Below are 14,263 nucleotides of genomic sequence, written 5' to 3'. Positions count from 1 at the left end.
CTTCATGAACCGTCTAAGAAAAAGCTTAGCCACATTACCCTCCTGGGCTTTGAGCGAACTCCCACTAAACCATGAGAATATTGAATCATATCTAAATGGAACAGGCTCCATTGGAAGGGCTGCAAACGAGATTTTCAAACATGGAATGACCGAAATAGGTAGAATTTTCAGAACACCATCCAACCCTCCACAGTCAGCAGCATCCAGAAGACTTGCACTGGGATTCACAAATCTATTAATAGCTGACTCCATACTGATCAAACGACTTAAGCATACCCAGAATGTCTCCTTTGAGACCCTGGATGGTATTGTACAAGTCATGTTTGGCGTGCTAGCTACTGGCGAGATCAGTTTGATTGCCCCATTCCACAGCACCGTACTTTCCGGATTGGAAAATGGTTATGGTGTTCGAGACGGTCATACTCCTCCTATTGGTACTACTCTACGTTATGCAGCCTTTGGCCTGACCATCATTGGCGACTGGCTGGGTAAACCACTGGATCTCGACAAGCATGCCCTACCCCGTGATCCAGCCTGGGGCCAACTGGTTGCCCATTGGCGCGAGCCCGATCCAGAGAAACTGCTGCCTATTCTGATGGCAGCCTGCGATACCCATATCGAGCGCATTGCACTCAACTCCCGCGAGCTTGATTCAGGTAACTTCGAATTCGGCTCTCCCTTCGAAGCCGTCTACCCTGCCGAGATTCTCGCCATCCTGAATCTGCGGAGATCACTGAAGCTGCCTAATCCCTTCATCGATCACCCATTGATGACAACCCCCTATGCGGCGCTTACCTGCCCGCCGGGCACCCGACTTGAAAGGGATGAGTTGCTGGAGCGCTTTCTGATCGCTGTCTGCAAGTACAACCCGGAGGCCATGCCAGAGGGGCTCTACGAAGCAGTACTGCAGAAGCCGCCATTAGGTTGAGCCCAGCAATCGTCCCATGCGTCCACAGAGCGCTGGTCAGCCACTGGAAGGTCAAGCCGGAGAACATCCTCGGCATGAGCCCCCATCCCTCGGGCAATGGGTTCTATCTTCTCCAACAAACTAGAAGCCGTGATGGATAATCATGAAACAGAAAAATAAGTTACATCCACACACAGGTTTTCGACATAAGCGGCAATCTAAGCATGCCAACCAAAAAACAATGGCATTCAACTAAAAACCTGGAACCAAAAATGAAAACCAAGCAGAAAAATCGCTTAAATGCCAGCAAAGCAAATATCACCGAATGGGCTTCCGACGACCTGATAGTCAGAGAACACATTCTAAAATCCTATTACGAGACGGGAGATAATTTCCCAACAGTCTGCAACGAACTTTTTAGAATAGGCATGAATGAGGTAGGCAAGAGCATGCACTTGGCTTTGACAGCAGCACCTCGCAATGCGGCTTTAAGTCTAGGATCAGCAACCATGAAAATGCTAGTAGCAACCTCCATAAGAATTTCTAGCCTTAAAGGAACCTCGAAAAAATCCACACAGGATCTGGATGGAGTCACTCATGTGATGCTCTGTGCCTTATCCACAGGGCAGTTCAACACTATCGAACCAATGTATCGAGCGATACTCTCCGCTATTGATAATGGCTACGGAGTTGACGACGGACATAACTTACCTCTAGGAACCACTCTGCGCTACGCTGCCTTCGGGCTCACGATCATTGGCAACTGGCTCGGCAAGCCGTTGGACCTCGACAAGCATGCCCTGCCCCGTGACCCAGCCTGGGGTCAACTGGTCGCCCACTGGCGCGAGCCCGATCCAGAGAGACTGCTGCCCATCCTGATGGCAGCCTGCGACACCCATGTCGAGCGCATCGCCCTCAACTCCCGCGAACTTGATTCAGGTAACTTCGAATTCGGCTCTCCCTTCGAGGCCGTCTACCCTGCAGAGATTCTCGCCATCCTGAACCTGCGACGATCACTGAAGCTGGCTAATCCCTTCATCGATCACCCATTGATGACAACCCCCTATGCGGCGCTCACCTGCCCGCCGGGCACCCGGCTTGATAAAGAAGAGCTGCTGGAACGCTTTCTGATCGCTGTCTGCAAGTACAACCCGGAGGCCATGCCAGAGGGGCTCTACGAAGCCATCCTGCCGAACCCTCCGGTGCGTGGAGCATGAAACATCGGTGAAGTGCCTGATGCGGATAATCGCCGATACCGCCCCCACATAGCGGCCCTCTCACGGCTGCTGATACTGACTCAGGTACTTGTCCAGCACCGCCTTGTCCCCCGCCCCATCCCCCGCCACCTGCCACAACCGCCGCTCGATCCCCTGGGCCAGCAAGTGGCCCACCGCGGCTTCGATAGCCGACAGCACGCACAGCTGCGCCGGCTCGTTGGTGGTGTAGCCCACCTCGGCCTCGAGCAGCTTCTTGAACTCGATGAACTTGAATACCCCGGCGTTCTGCCCGACCGAGTAGATGGTCTTGCTGGTCATCACGTTGGCCAGCACCTGGCCGGTGCGCACGTCCACCGCCCGCAGGTTGACCGTGACCTGGTCGACCCGGTACTCGCGGGACAGGCCGATGCCCAGGTAGCGGGCACCTTCGCCGCCGCTGCGCACGTTGGTGTCATAGGCGATGATGCCGCCCTCGAGCATCAGGTTGGCCGCCTGCAGCGGCGGCAATTCGCCCTGGATGTTTTCCGCGACATCGGGCTTCTTCTGCGAGGCGCGGATGATCTTGCGCTCGGTCAGCAGGTTCTGCAGGCCCTCGCGCTCCAGCACCACGAACCAGCCGCTGGCGTTGAGCGCGTCCATCAGCATGCTCGCCGCCCCCTGGGTGACGCTGGTGGAAAACGAACTGGCCGGGGTCGGCTTGTACTGCCCGGTCTGGTCGCGGAAGCCGTACACCACCGCCATCAACCGGCCGCGAGGCCGGGGCATGTTGACCAGGTCGTAGTAGGTCGAGGCCCGCGGCGTCAGCGTCGGGGTCTCGGGGTCCTGTTCGGCGGGCATCGGCTCGCGCAGGCCGCAGCCTGGCAGGCTACCCAGGGCGGCGAGGACCAGCAGTGTGCTCAGCAGGCGTTTCATGGCGTTCTCTCCCCAGTAAAGACCCGTCCCTCTCAGGGGTTCAGGCCGCTGACCTCGATGATCGAGACTTCCCCGGTGGCCCGGTCGGTGACCTTGATGCTCAGCGCCCCCGAGTCGTCGATGACGTCGATCAGGAAGGCGTCGGTGGACATGCTGCCGGTGTTGCCGTTGCTGATGTTGTCCAGCAGCTGCCCGAGCAGGCGCGACTCGAGCTGATTGCTGAAGCGCTCCAGGGCCGAGGTGCCGGCGAATGCCGAGCTGCGGTCCTTGAGGTCGGGATCGTCGTAGTCGTTCTGCGCCTGGGCGTTGTTCAGCAGCCAGGTGCCATTGATCGGGTTGCCGCCGAAGGACGGGTTGACCGGGGTGTACACCAGCTCCGTGGCCAGGGCCTGGCCACCGAGGCCGGCGGCCAGCAGGCAGGCGGCGATGCGTCGTGCAAGGTGGGTGCTCATAGCTCGTCCCTCTCAAGATCAGTTGTGTCCTGCAGCAGTCGTTGCAGCTTGCGCTGGACGATCTGCTGCCTGACCAGGTCGGCGGCCGCGATGGCCTCGTCGTTGAGTTGCGTGGTGTTGGGCGGCAGGAAACGCCGGTACAGCACCTCGCGCTCGTATTCCACCGTCACCAGGCTGCCCCAGCGGGCATCCGGGCGCTCGCGCACCACCAGGTTGAAGTCGAGCCGGCTGGTGGCGCGCAGCCGGTCGCTGAAGGCGTGATAGAAGTCGTGGCCGATGTGCGAGATGGTGTTGTCGACGATGAAACCCATCATCTCGTCCTCGGCAGCCGCCCGGGCCTGGCCCTGCAGCAGCGCCAGGCACAGGCACAGCAGCGCGGCCAGGCGTTTCATGGCGCTTCTCCCGGGCCTGCGTGCTGGCGGGCGCCACCGGCGCTTTCGGCAAAGGCCTGCTCGGCGACGAACTGCCAGTCGCTGTAGTGCTCCAGCCCTTCGAATGCACTCCACTGGGCGTCGAAGCCACTGCGCTTGAGCGGCGTGGCCTCGGAGCGGCTGTACACCCCGGTGATGCGGCCATCGACCGCGCGCAGCAGGCCCCACGCTTCGCCACCGCCGACCGGGTCCGGGTAAAGCCTGCGCAGGTGGCGCTGCGGCGCCGGGAAACGGTTGTCCTCCACCAGTTCACCCAGGTCCTGCGGGTACTGGGCCAGACCCGGCGAGGCGCGGTAGTAGCTGCGCAGGGCCTGGGCGTACTGGCCGCCCACCCACAGCAGCTGGCGCTCACGCTCGCGCTGCACGCTGGTGGCCCACAGGGTGCCGGTGGCCGCCAGGGCCACGCTGCTGACGGCGATCAGCAGCAGCACGCCCAGGTAGGTGAAGCCGGTTTCACCATTCGGCATAGAGGCTGCCATCACGCGCCCTCCCGCTGGCTCCACTCTTGATGTCGGCCACACCGCCGGCCACGCCCTCGGGCGGTGGCACCAGCTGCCAGGCATCGCGGCGCTCGGTGATCGGGTCGACCGGGGTGTTGCGCAGGTAGCGCTGCTCGACCAGCTGGTCGAGGGAATCGGGGTAGTGCCCGGTGTCGCCGTAGTAGTGGTCCAGGGCCTCGCGCAGCACCGCCAGGCTCTGGCGCAGGGTGGCCTCGCGGGAGGCCTCCAGGCTGTTGAAGTAGCGCGGCATGGCGATGGTCATCAGGGTGGCGATGATTGCCATCACTACCAGCAGTTCGATGAGGGTGAAGCCTCTGCTCGGTTTCATCGCCGTCACCATTGCCCGTAGGGGACGTTGTTGAGGCCCTTGCCGGCGGCCTTGGAGTAGACGTCGAACACGTCCTCGCCCTCGCGCGGGCTGTCGGCCGCGCTGTCGTAGGCGCGCAGGCCCCAGCCGCCCTGGTCGTCGGCCTTGGCGGCGCGCAGCGGATCGTGGGGGATGCGCCGCAGGAAGTAGAACTTCGCGCCCTTGGCGCTGCGTACATCGCGCACGCCGTCCACCAGCACCTGCAGGTTCGGCGGATAGCCGCTACCGTTCAGGCGCTTCTCGATGTAGCCGGCGTCGAAGGCGCGCTTGTAGGCATCGATGGCGTCGCGGATCTGGTACAGGGCCTCGCGCAGCTGCTGCTCCTTGCCCCGGCGCACCACGGTCTCGGTCAGTGGCGCGGCCATGCTGGCGAGCAGCCCGAGCAGCGCCAGGGTCAGCACCACCTCGATCAGGCTGAAGCCCTGCTGGCGGCGTGTCATGGCCGCGGCCTCGGGCTGGCCGGCACCACCGCCATCTGCCCTTCCACCAGCGGCGCCTCCTGCGACTCGCTGCCCGGCACCTCGGTGGGCACGGCGCTGGCCGGCACCGGCTGGGCCAGCTGGCGCACCTGCAGGGCCGACTCGGTGCCGGTGGCGAACTCCATGTCCGACGGGCTCTGGTACGGCAGGTTGCGCACGATGCGTGGGGTGATCGCCAGCACCAGCTCGGACTTGCTCATGTCGTCCTTGTTGCTGCCGAACAGCCGGCCCAGGCCGGGGATGTCGCCCAGCCCCGGGATCTTGTTGCCGCTGGCGTTGTGGTCGTTGCGCACCAGCCCGGCCAGCACCTGGGTCTCGCCGTCGTGCAGGCGCAGGCTGGTCTGGGCGTTGCGGGTGTCGACCTGGACCGGAATGGTGCCCTGGCGGGTCGCCTCCAGGGGCGTGGCGTTGCTCACTTCCAGGGCCACCTTGATCGCCACCTCGTTGTTCAGGTGCACGGTGGGCTGCACCTCGAGCTTGAGGCCGACATCCAGGTAGGTGACGCTCTCGGTGATCACCGGGCCCTGGGTCGAGGGCACCGAGGTCGCGCTGATGATCGGCACCCGCTGGCCGATGTGGATGCGCGCCTGCTCGCGGTTGCTGACCCGGATCACGGGGCTTGCCAGGGTGTTGATGTCCTTGTCCTGGGCGTTGATCTTGGCCTGTGGCGCCGGCGAGATGCTGATGCGGCTGGAGTCGATGCCGCGCAACTGGTCGAGCACGCTCACCGACTTGCCGTCGCTGGTCAGCACGCCGAAGGTGTTGGGCCATTGCAGGCCGAGGTCGAGGATGCGCGAGGTGGCCACCTCCATCACCTCCACCTCCAGCACCACCTCGGGGTTGGACTGGTCCTGGGACTGCAGCAGCTTCTCGGCCATGCGCACGGCGTCGGGGGTGTCGCGCATGGTCAGGGTGTTGAGGCGCTCGTCGACGAACACGTCACGGGTCTTGAGCATGGTCTTGACCATGTTCAGCGCGGTGTTGGCGTCGATGCTGGTCAGGTAGAAGGTGCGCATGACCAGTTCCTGGTAGTCCTTGGTCTTCTGCGGCGAGTCCGGGTAGATCAGCAGGGTGTTGTCGTTGACGATCTTCTGGCGCAGCTGGTTCTGCTCCAGCAGCAGGGCCACGGCGTCCTCGATACGCACCTCGCGCACGAAGATGGTGGCCTTCATGTCCGGGCGCAGGTCCTTGTCGAAGATGAAGTTGATCCCGGCGACCTGGGCCAGCACCTCGAAGATGGTCTTGAGGTCAGCATCGCGAAACTCCAGGGTCACCGGCCGCTCCAGCTTGCTGCGTAACTGCGGGTACGGCGTGGCGGTGCGCGCCTGGACGTTCTCGATGTCACTGCGCAGGGTCTGGCCTTTCTGGTTCTGCGGATCCAGGCGCAACACCTCGCGCATGTAGCGCTCGGCGCCGAACAGGTCGCCCTGGCGCAACGCCGCCTGGCCGAGGGCGACGCGATCATCGAGGGTGCGGATCAGTTCCAGCTGGCGGATGCCTTCCTGGGCGCGGCGGTTGTTCGCCTCGAGGGTCAGCACCCGGCCGTAGCCCATGCGCGCGCCGGCGAAGTCGTGGCGCACGCGGTCGCTGTCGGCCTGGGTCAGCAGCGCCTCGACCGCGGCCTGGCGGCCGTGGGCCAGGGCGATGTTCAGTTCGGTGTCGCGCGGGTCCTCGCGCAGGGCCTCTTCCAGGCGGGCGATCCCGGCCTCGTACTGGCCTTCCTTGATCAGTTCCTGGCTATCCTTGCGCGCGGCGCTCGAGCCGCATCCGCCGATGGCCACGCACAGGGCCAGGAGCATGAACGGCGCAGGCTTGCACAACTTCGACGATTTCATGGTGCGCTCCCGACAGACAGGGTCTGTGGCTGGTGCAGTGGCAGGTAGACCAGGCTCAGCTCGGTGGCCGAGACATGGTCCAGACGGTAGGTGTCATCGATCACGTCGCCCTGGCGCACGACGTAGAGCTTGTCGCCGCTCTGCAGGAAGATCTGCAGGTCGTCGCGCTCGCCCATGCGACCGATGAAGCGAAACGGCAGCGTCGGGGCGGTGGGCGCGGCGGCCACCGGGGTGTTGATCACGGGTTGTTCGGTGACGGTGGCCAGGGCTTGGGGTGGGGTCCATTGCTGGCTGGGGAACAGGTCGCGTGAAGGGCTGGCGGCCTCATCGCGGGGCAAGCCCGCTCCCACTGGGACCGTGGATGCTGCGTGGGAGCGGGCTTGCCCCGCGATCGGGTCGGCCACCTCCTCTTTCAGGCCGAACCAGTGCCCCGGCGCCCACGCCAGCGCGGCGCTCAACCCCAGGAACCCGGCCCACGTCACCGCACGCTGAGTGTTCATCACGACCTCGACAGGTAAAGGGTCATGCGCACACGACCGGTCAGTTCCCGGTCACCGATCCGCTTGCGCTGCAGCTCCAGGTCTTCCAGCACCAGGGTCGGCAACTGGCCGAGCAGGGCCTTGAGGAAGCCGCGGATCTGCGGGTAGCTGCCACGCACCGGCAGGACGATCTGGTAGCGCGCCAGCTGGGTCTTGGGGTCCACCCCCAGGGCGTATTCACCGCGTGACAGGCTGATGCGCTCGGCGCTGGCCAGGTGGTACAGGCGCTCGATCAACTCACTGGCCTGAGGCTGGCCGGGCAGCTGCTGGCGCAGCTCGTCCAGGGCCTGCTGCTCGGGCCGGGCCTGGACCTTCAGCTCGCCACGCGCCAGGCGCTGCACCTGGGCACTGGCGTCGGCCTCGCTGGCACGCAGTTCGCGCACCGCCTGCCATTGCGGCAGCACTCCGGCCAGGGCGACGGCCAGCGCCAGGGCGCCGACCAGCACTGCGGCCAGCCCTGCCCGGCCCAGGCGCCGCAGCGCTTCGTGGACGATCAGGCTAGGGACGCGCATGGCCGGTCTCCCAGGTGGCGGTGAGGTTGAAACGCACCGGATGCTCGGCCTGTCCGGCCAGCACCTCATGGTTGAGCAGCGATACGTCGGACAGCTCGCTGCTGCGTTCCAGGCGCTGGTGGTACTGCAGCATCGCCTCGAGGTTGCGCGCCTCGGCGCTGATGCGGACCTGGCCCTTGCGCGCGTCCGGGGTGAGGCTGAGCAGCGCCACGTCTTCCTGGGGCATCGCCTCGAGCATGGCGAACAGTTGCTGCCAGGGTCGCTGCAGCTGCTGCGAGACGCTGCGCATCTGCGCCAGGCGCTCGGCCTGCTCGCGGATCACCGCGCTGCTCTGCACGGCGGCGGTGGCCGGGCGCCGGCCGAGCTTGAGTTCGAGCTGATGCACGCGGCCTTCGAGGTCCACCTGCTCGCTCACCAGTTGCTGCTGGGCCAGTACCAGCACCGCCAGCACGGCACCGCCCAGGGCCAACAGCGACCAGGCCAGGGGGCTGCTGTGACGGGGCTGGAATTCCAGGTCGAGGCGGCGCATGTCAGGCCACCGCCCGCCACATGGCGCACAGCGGATCGGCCTCGGCGCTCGCCGCGCACAGCTGCACCGCCGCCAGCTGCGAGGCCGCCGTGCGGCCCGGCGCGTGCAGGTACACCCGCGGCAGCTGCTCGCCGTACAACTCGCAGGTGCGCTCGATCAGGGCCTGCAGGGCCTGGTCGCTGTCGGCGCAGCCCTGGGCCAGCACCTGTTGCCAGGCGCCACCGGCGGCCAGCAGCAGCACGCTGCGGCGCGGCTCGGCGAGCACGAAGAGGAAGTCGCCCTGGGCCAGTTGCGCCGAGCAGCGGTTGTAGGCGGCCATCAGGTACGGCTGCACCGAACGCAGGCTCAGGCGGCTTTCGCGGCCCAGGGCCTGCAGGCCCTGGAGCAGCGCCTCGGGCAGCGCGGTGGCGATGCGCGCGGCCCCCGCCGGCTCCGGCGACAGCACGATGCGCCAGTCATCCAGGGTCTGCCCGTAGAGATGCTCGAAGCAGGCCCGGGCGTAGCTGTCCAGCTCGCCCGGGGTGCCGATGGCGTCGCTCCAGGGCACCAGGCAGAAGCGGCTGTAGCGGGCCGAGAGCAGCACCCGCAGCTGCGCGCCGCGTGCCGGGTGCTCGCCGAGCAGGCCGGCCAGGGCCTCCAGGGCCGGGGCCCAGGCGGGTTGGGCGGCGTCGCAGCTGAAGGCACGGCTGCCCAGCCACTGGTGTTGATGACCGTGCCAGCGACCCAGGCCGACACCCTCGGCGCCGAGCACGGCGCAATACCGATCAGGCGATAAATGTGACACGGTTGATCTCCTCGAGTGTGGTGCGGCCGTCGCGAACCAGGTCCAGGGCCGAGGCGCGCAGCAGGCGCAGGCCGCGTTGGCAGGCCAGCTGCTTGATCTGCGCGAGCGGGCGGCGTTCGACGATCATCTGCCGCAGGTCGTCGTCCAGGTGCAGCAGCTCGGCAATGGCGTTGCGCCCGCGGTAGCCACTGCCACGGCACTGGCCGCAACCCTGGGCGCGCACGAAGCGCCAGCCGGCCACCGCGTCACGGGCCAGGCCCGAGGCGGCCAGCAGTTCGTCGTCGGGCTCGCAGGGCGCCGCGCAATGCGGGCAGGCCAGGCGCACCAGGCGCTGGGCCAGCACGGCGTTGAGCGCCGAGACGAAGCTGTAGGGGTCGACCTGCATCTGGCTGAAGCGGCCGATCACGTCGAACACGTTGTTGGCGTGGATGGTGGTGAACACCAGGTGCCCGGTGAGCGCCGACTGCACGGCGATCTGCGCGGTGTCCGGGTCGCGGATCTCGCCGACCAGGATCTTGTCCGGGTCGTGGCGCAGGATCGAACGCAGGCCGCGGGCGAAGGTCAGGCCCTTCTTCTCGTTGACCGGGATCTGCAGCACGCCGGGCAGCTGGTACTCGACCGGGTCCTCGATGGTGATGATCTTGTCGACGCCGTGGTTGATCTCGCTGAGCATGGCGTACAGCGTGGTGGTCTTGCCGCTGCCGGTGGGCCCGGTGACCAGGATCATGCCGTAGGGCTCGCTGGCCAGGCGGCGCAGGGCGCGCAGGGTGTGCTCCTCGAAACCCAGGGCCTGCAGCTGCACGCCGCTGACCTGGTCGGACAGGTCCTGCTTGTCCAGCACCCGCAGCACCGCGTCCTCACCGAAGATGCTCGGCATGATCGAGACGCGAAAGTCGATCTGCCGCTCGCCGATGGCCACCTTGAAGCGCCCGTCCTGGGGCACGCGCTTCTCGCCGATGTCCAGTTCGGCCATGACCTTGATGCGCGAGATCACCTGCTCGGCGAAGGCGCTGCCGCTGGCCTTGCCGGCGCCGTTGAGCACGCCGTCGATGCGGTACTTGATGGTCAGGCCCTGGCCGGTCATGCCCAGGTGAATGTCGCTGGCGTGCAGCTTAAGGGCGTCGTACAGGGTCGAGTTGACCAGTTTGACCACCCGGCTCTGGTCTTCGCTGATACTGGTCAGCGACAGGCGCTGCAGCGGGTCGGCCTCGCCGCCGGTCTCACTGTCGTGGCCGAGGGCGTCGACGGCGTGGAAGCTCTCTTCGTGGCGGGCCAGGAACGCGGCCAGGTCGGCGGCATGGACCAGGTACAGCGGCGCGCCCTGTAGGCAGTCGTCGATCCAGGCCAGGCGGGCACTGTCGAAGGGGTCGGCGAACACGCCGACCCGCTCGCCATCGTGCTCGACCAAGGCGAATTCACGCTTCAGGCATTGCGCCAGGCTGACCTGGTCGAAGGCCGGCGTGCAGGCGAACAGTGCCTGGGTGGCGAGCATAGGGTAGTGAAGGGTGACGGCCAGGCGCTGGGTGAAGGTGGCGGGGGTGTCGCTGGAGAGGCGTTCCAGGCAGGCCAGCAGGCGCTCTTCGCCAGCTTGCTGGCGGGCCTGGGCCAGGAGGTCGCGGGGGTAGCCGGCAATCGCGGGGCAAGCCCGCTCCCACGCAGCCGATTCCGTGGGAGCTGGCTTGCCCCGCGATGGGTCCAGTGGATCTGTATCGAATGCCTGGGACATGGCCTGCGACTCCGCTCAGGGGCGGCGCCGCAGGCTGGGGGACCTTGGGCGCCGCTATTCCCCGGTGAGCAGTTGTTCGTCGTCAGGTTCGCCTGGCTTGGCGCCGTTGCGTCGGCGGTCGGCCAGGACCCAGCTGCCATCGTACAACTGCAAGGGGAACGACTCGTTCCTGTTCTGGCGTCGTTCGACGAACCCCGCGGCCGGCTGGTCGGTGCTCCTGCGCTGGCGCTCGATGCCCATCAGGTCGAAGACGGCGCGGGCCAGTTCCATCAGCGGGAACGGCTTGAACAGGACATGGGTCACACCCAACTCGGCGGCGCGCTCACGGACCTCGGCGGTCGGGTGGGCGGTGATCAGCACGAAATGACACGACCTGTTCCTGCGCACGGTCTCCAGGACCTGAAACCCCTCCATGTCGGGCAAGCGGTAATCCAGCACGATCACGTCCGGTGCCAGGCTCTCGGCCTGATCGATGCCGCTGGCACCGTCATGGGCGAGATGGACCTCCAGGCCTTGCGCCTGCAGATACGCTTGCAGGTTCTGCGCAAGGGTCTGTTCGTCATCGACTACCAATACTCTGTTCACCAAGGTCCACTCCCATGAACTGCCCGGTTTCCCGGTCTGCGAAGTGCGGCCTTGTAGAGGCTTGAGCAGGCTTCGTGCCAGGCATGAAAAGTCATTGCGCACCGCTTTCAAGTCATTGATATCGTTGTCGCTTTCAATCCACTTCAGGCCGTGCCGGCAGGCCGTCCCCCACAACCGGGGAAGCTGATGGCACTTTGCCTTTGGGGCATTCCCCAACAGTGGGGGAACGCCCTGGCGCCGCTTCAATCGGCGCGCTCCACTGTAGCGGAATCACGCAAACGTTGGCGCACCGCTTGCCGCGCCTGGGCCTGCAATTGCGCGACGAGCGCAGCCCTGGCCAGGCGCAGGCCGTGTTCAGGTAAGACAGAAGTATTATCACTTTGGTTCTGCATCCCTTGCAGTCTTTGCCGATTGGCCTGATGGAAGGCCGCGACCTCGGCTTCGCCGGGCTCGACCACCGCCGTCAGCCGGGCGTAGACCTGCTGGGCGGCCATCTCCTGACGAGTGTAGTCAGCGAAGCTGCGCCGATCGAAGCCCGCCTCCTCAAGGCGGCGCTCGAACACCGCGGGGCTGCCGAAGGCCGCCTCCACCTCGCTCACCCGCGCCGTCAGCTGCGCCTCGCTGATCTCGACGCCCTGGCGCTTGGCCTCCTGCCATAGCAGCTCCTTGTCGATCAGCTCGTCCAGGGCCTGCTCGCGCAGGCGCTGGTACAGGTTGGGGTTGCGGATGCTCGCCACCGCCCGCCCCTGGGCCTGGAGGTATTCGCTGAAGTATCGCTCCAGGCGCAGCGCGCCGATGTCCACGCCATTGACCCGCGCCACCGGTGTGTCGGCGTGGCTTGCCAGCGTAAGCAGCGACAGCAGGCAGGCAATCAGTACACGCATGGTCATCCACTCCTGAAGGGGTCATGGTGAGTCCGGTACCGGACGATACGGCGCCACCTCGACATAGCCCGGCCCCGGCAGGCTCACCGCCACCACATGCGCGCCGGCCATGCCCTGGCGACGTCCGGGGCCGAAGCCCAGCAGCGGCGTCAGGCCAGTGTCGACGTCATGCAGCTGTTCCAGGGCGCCGAGCAACTGTTCACGGCTGGCGTCGCGCCCCACCTGTTTCAAGGCTTCGACCAGCAACTGCCAGGCGCACAGCGTGCTCACCTGCAACGACGCCTGGCGCGGTTCCAGCCCCTGGCGCTGCTGCACGCCAACCAGGGCCGCCCGGCCCCGTGCGGTCCAGTCGCCGGGCACGAACGGATAGGCCAGCAGCACCCGCCGCGACCAGGCCGGTGCCAGCCCCGGTACGGCACCGGCCACCTGGTTCGACGCGGCCAGCAGGTAGGGGTTGCGGCCGGCGGCCTGCAGGCTGGCGGCCAGCTCGGCAAACGCCTGGGCGCGCCCCAGGAAGACGATGCCCTCGCCTGCCAGCGCCTGGCCGGTGAACGCTTGCGCGGAGACGCCGGTAAAGCCCAACTGGCGCAAGCGCTGCTGTACAACCTGCGCCGCCGCGGCCTGGTCGTCGCCGGCATAGATCACCTGCACGGCATCGGGTGCCAGGCCAAGGCTGTCGCGGGCATGCAAGGCCACGCTGAGCAATTGCTCGGGCACGTTCGGCAAAGGGTCGAACACCTGGGCGCTGCCGCCACTGCGTGGCGTGGCGCCGATCAGCGGCAGGCCCGCCTGTTCCAGCTGGCGACTGTCGAGCAGCGGTGCCACGGGCGCAATCAGGGCGAAAACCCGCTCGCGCTGGATCAGCTGGTCCAGCGCCTGTGCGGTACTGGCCGGATCCGGCCCCGGGTCCATCACCATCAACTGCAAGCGACGGCCATGGATGCCCCCCGCCTGGTTCAGCTGGGCGACACCATCCTCCAGCACCGCCCTCACCGTCCGTCCGGCCTCGGCCAGCGGGCCCTGTTCAGGTAGCAAGGTACCGAGGCGCAGGGTGCCCTCCTCCACGCCCGGGTCGCGGTCCTCGCCCAGGCGCTTGAGGTAGGCCGCCAGGTTGCGCTGGTCGGCCAGGCTCAGCTCGAAGCGCGGCATGGCCGGGTCCAGCCGGTTGCCAGCGGGGTCGACGCCGCTGCGCACGACCCGCGCCAGGCTGGCTTCGGTATAGGCCGGATAGCGTCGGTTGTTGACCTCGCGATCGCCCGGGCCGAGGGCCAGGCGCTGCCAGTCCAGCCTCGGCGGGCGTACCCCGCCTTCGCTGCGGCCGCGCCCGTCGTTGCCGTGGCAACTGGCGCAGGGCAGCACGCTGGCCGGCACGCTCATGTCAGCGGGGCCGACCCGGGCCAGCAACTGGGCGTCGCTGCTGGAGAGGCCTTCGCGGTAGAGGCGTTTGCCGGCTTGTTCGTGGTCGGTGAGGTCCAGAGCCAGGGCTGGGGTGCATAGCAGCCACAGTACCAGCCACAGTGCCCCTGTAGCAGCGGCCTTGTGCCGCGATCGGGCGCGCAGCGGCCGCCATGACAGGCGATGGGGTATATCAGGCATATCGGCGT

The 14,263-nt window shown here is 66.2% G+C and carries 17 protein-coding genes; 2 read left to right on the top strand and 15 right to left on the bottom strand.

The annotated features are described in order from the left end of the window. Nucleotides 1-4: 4 nt before the first annotated feature. Nucleotides 5-928 (top strand): hypothetical protein, encoded by a 924-nt coding sequence (locus HU751_RS06565; protein WP_225933232.1) that lies wholly within the window; start codon nucleotides 5-7, stop codon nucleotides 926-928. Between the two features lie 251 nt (nucleotides 929-1,179). Further along, complete coding sequence (locus HU751_RS06560) at nucleotides 1,180-2,124, top strand: hypothetical protein (protein ID WP_225933231.1); 945 nt, start codon at nucleotides 1,180-1,182, stop codon at nucleotides 2,122-2,124. 60 nt (nucleotides 2,125-2,184) lie between these two features. Here HU751_RS06560 and HU751_RS06555 read toward each other — a convergent pair whose 3' ends face one another. From HU751_RS06555 to HU751_RS06485, 15 genes are all read right to left on the bottom strand, one after another. Further along, on the bottom strand, nucleotides 2,185-3,036 hold the full coding sequence (locus tag HU751_RS06555) for a CsgG/HfaB family protein (RefSeq protein WP_186735546.1): 852 nt from the start codon (nucleotides 3,034-3,036) through the stop codon (nucleotides 2,185-2,187). Nucleotides 3,037-3,068: 32 nt separating this feature from the next. Continuing rightward, nucleotides 3,069-3,488: a curli assembly protein CsgF gene (locus HU751_RS06550; protein WP_050705917.1), complete on the bottom strand. Its 420-nt coding sequence runs from the start codon at nucleotides 3,486-3,488 to the stop codon at nucleotides 3,069-3,071. Further along, nucleotides 3,485-3,880, bottom strand: coding sequence for a curli production assembly/transport protein CsgE (csgE, locus tag HU751_RS06545; protein ID WP_186735548.1), 396 nt, complete (start codon nucleotides 3,878-3,880; stop codon nucleotides 3,485-3,487). Before csgE ends, HU751_RS06550 begins: the two co-directional genes overlap by 4 nt. After that, a complete protein-coding gene (locus tag HU751_RS06540; protein WP_186735550.1) occupies nucleotides 3,877-4,398 on the bottom strand; it encodes a type II secretion system protein in 522 nt (173 codons plus the stop codon). The genes csgE and HU751_RS06540 overlap by 4 nt, the downstream gene beginning before the upstream one ends. Beyond that, entirely contained in the window at nucleotides 4,373-4,747 is a 375-nt protein-coding gene (locus tag HU751_RS06535; RefSeq protein WP_186735552.1) for a type II secretion system protein, read from the bottom strand. Before HU751_RS06535 ends, HU751_RS06540 begins: the two co-directional genes overlap by 26 nt. A gap of 5 nt (nucleotides 4,748-4,752) precedes the next feature. Next, nucleotides 4,753-5,226: a type II secretion system protein gene (locus HU751_RS06530; RefSeq protein ID WP_186735554.1), complete on the bottom strand. Its 474-nt coding sequence runs from the start codon at nucleotides 5,224-5,226 to the stop codon at nucleotides 4,753-4,755. Further along, nucleotides 5,223-7,100: a secretin GspD/PilQ domain-containing protein gene (locus tag HU751_RS06525; RefSeq protein WP_186735556.1), complete on the bottom strand. Its 1,878-nt coding sequence runs from the start codon at nucleotides 7,098-7,100 to the stop codon at nucleotides 5,223-5,225. Before HU751_RS06525 ends, HU751_RS06530 begins: the two co-directional genes overlap by 4 nt. Further along, nucleotides 7,097-7,600: a hypothetical protein gene (locus HU751_RS06520; protein ID WP_186735558.1), complete on the bottom strand. Its 504-nt coding sequence runs from the start codon at nucleotides 7,598-7,600 to the stop codon at nucleotides 7,097-7,099. The genes HU751_RS06525 and HU751_RS06520 overlap by 4 nt, the downstream gene beginning before the upstream one ends. Continuing rightward, a complete protein-coding gene (locus tag HU751_RS06515) occupies nucleotides 7,600-8,151 on the bottom strand; it encodes a GspMb/PilO family protein (protein ID WP_186735560.1) in 552 nt (183 codons plus the stop codon). Before HU751_RS06515 ends, HU751_RS06520 begins: the two co-directional genes overlap by 1 nt. Next, on the bottom strand, nucleotides 8,138-8,680 hold the full coding sequence (locus tag HU751_RS06510) for a PilN domain-containing protein (RefSeq protein ID WP_050705925.1): 543 nt from the start codon (nucleotides 8,678-8,680) through the stop codon (nucleotides 8,138-8,140). The genes HU751_RS06515 and HU751_RS06510 overlap by 14 nt, the downstream gene beginning before the upstream one ends. 1 nt (nucleotide 8,681) lies before the next feature. After that, nucleotides 8,682-9,464 carry a hypothetical protein gene (locus HU751_RS06505; protein WP_186735562.1) on the bottom strand — a complete coding sequence of 261 codons (783 nt, stop codon included), beginning with the start codon at nucleotides 9,462-9,464 and terminating at the stop codon, nucleotides 8,682-8,684. Beyond that, complete coding sequence (locus HU751_RS06500) at nucleotides 9,445-11,190, bottom strand: GspE/PulE family protein (protein WP_225933230.1); 1,746 nt, start codon at nucleotides 11,188-11,190, stop codon at nucleotides 9,445-9,447. The genes HU751_RS06505 and HU751_RS06500 overlap by 20 nt, the downstream gene beginning before the upstream one ends. Before the next feature lie 54 nt (nucleotides 11,191-11,244). Continuing rightward, nucleotides 11,245-11,778, bottom strand: a complete 534-nt coding sequence (locus tag HU751_RS06495; RefSeq protein WP_186714335.1) for a response regulator — start codon at nucleotides 11,776-11,778, stop codon at nucleotides 11,245-11,247. 239 nt (nucleotides 11,779-12,017) lie between these two features. Further along, on the bottom strand, nucleotides 12,018-12,659 hold the full coding sequence (locus HU751_RS06490) for a SurA N-terminal domain-containing protein (RefSeq protein ID WP_186735564.1): 642 nt from the start codon (nucleotides 12,657-12,659) through the stop codon (nucleotides 12,018-12,020). A gap of 21 nt (nucleotides 12,660-12,680) precedes the next feature. Continuing rightward, entirely contained in the window at nucleotides 12,681-14,255 is a 1,575-nt protein-coding gene (locus tag HU751_RS06485; RefSeq protein ID WP_186735566.1) for a cytochrome c/ABC transporter substrate-binding protein, read from the bottom strand. Between the last annotated feature and the right edge of the window lie 8 nt (nucleotides 14,256-14,263).

Source organism: Pseudomonas peradeniyensis, from assembly GCF_014268935.2.
GTDB lineage: Bacteria > Pseudomonadota > Gammaproteobacteria > Pseudomonadales > Pseudomonadaceae > Aquipseudomonas > Aquipseudomonas peradeniyensis.
Note: the sequence above shows the minus strand (reverse complement) of the source record. Positions and strands in the feature narration are given on the sequence as shown.

What these genes read in the sequence shown, in the direction of transcription:
- HU751_RS06555 (WP_186735546.1), bottom strand. Translation starts at nt 3,036, where the DNA reads ATGAAACGCCTGCTGAGCACACTGCTGGTCCTCGCCGCCCTGGGTAGC.
- HU751_RS06540 (WP_186735550.1), bottom strand. Translation starts at nt 4,398, where the DNA reads ATGGCAGCCTCTATGCCGAATGGTGAAACCGGCTTCACCTACCTGGGC.
- HU751_RS06490 (WP_186735564.1), bottom strand. Translation starts at nt 12,659, where the DNA reads ATGCGTGTACTGATTGCCTGCCTGCTGTCGCTGCTTACGCTGGCAAGC.
- HU751_RS06485 (WP_186735566.1), bottom strand. Translation starts at nt 14,255, where the DNA reads ATGCCTGATATACCCCATCGCCTGTCATGGCGGCCGCTGCGCGCCCGA.
- HU751_RS06560 (WP_225933231.1), top strand. Translation starts at nt 1,180, where the DNA reads ATGAAAACCAAGCAGAAAAATCGCTTAAATGCCAGCAAAGCAAATATC.
- HU751_RS06500 (WP_225933230.1), bottom strand. Translation starts at nt 11,190, where the DNA reads ATGTCCCAGGCATTCGATACAGATCCACTGGACCCATCGCGGGGCAAG.
- HU751_RS06520 (WP_186735558.1), bottom strand. Translation starts at nt 7,600, where the DNA reads ATGAACACTCAGCGTGCGGTGACGTGGGCCGGGTTCCTGGGGTTGAGC.
- HU751_RS06535 (WP_186735552.1), bottom strand. Translation starts at nt 4,747, where the DNA reads ATGAAACCGAGCAGAGGCTTCACCCTCATCGAACTGCTGGTAGTGATG.
- HU751_RS06565 (WP_225933232.1), top strand. Translation starts at nt 5, where the DNA reads ATGAACCGTCTAAGAAAAAGCTTAGCCACATTACCCTCCTGGGCTTTG.
- HU751_RS06530 (WP_186735554.1), bottom strand. Translation starts at nt 5,226, where the DNA reads ATGACACGCCGCCAGCAGGGCTTCAGCCTGATCGAGGTGGTGCTGACC.
- HU751_RS06550 (WP_050705917.1), bottom strand. Translation starts at nt 3,488, where the DNA reads ATGAGCACCCACCTTGCACGACGCATCGCCGCCTGCCTGCTGGCCGCC.
- HU751_RS06525 (WP_186735556.1), bottom strand. Translation starts at nt 7,100, where the DNA reads ATGAAATCGTCGAAGTTGTGCAAGCCTGCGCCGTTCATGCTCCTGGCC.
- HU751_RS06515 (WP_186735560.1), bottom strand. Translation starts at nt 8,151, where the DNA reads ATGCGCGTCCCTAGCCTGATCGTCCACGAAGCGCTGCGGCGCCTGGGC.
- HU751_RS06510 (WP_050705925.1), bottom strand. Translation starts at nt 8,680, where the DNA reads ATGCGCCGCCTCGACCTGGAATTCCAGCCCCGTCACAGCAGCCCCCTG.
- csgE (WP_186735548.1), bottom strand. Translation starts at nt 3,880, where the DNA reads ATGAAACGCCTGGCCGCGCTGCTGTGCCTGTGCCTGGCGCTGCTGCAG.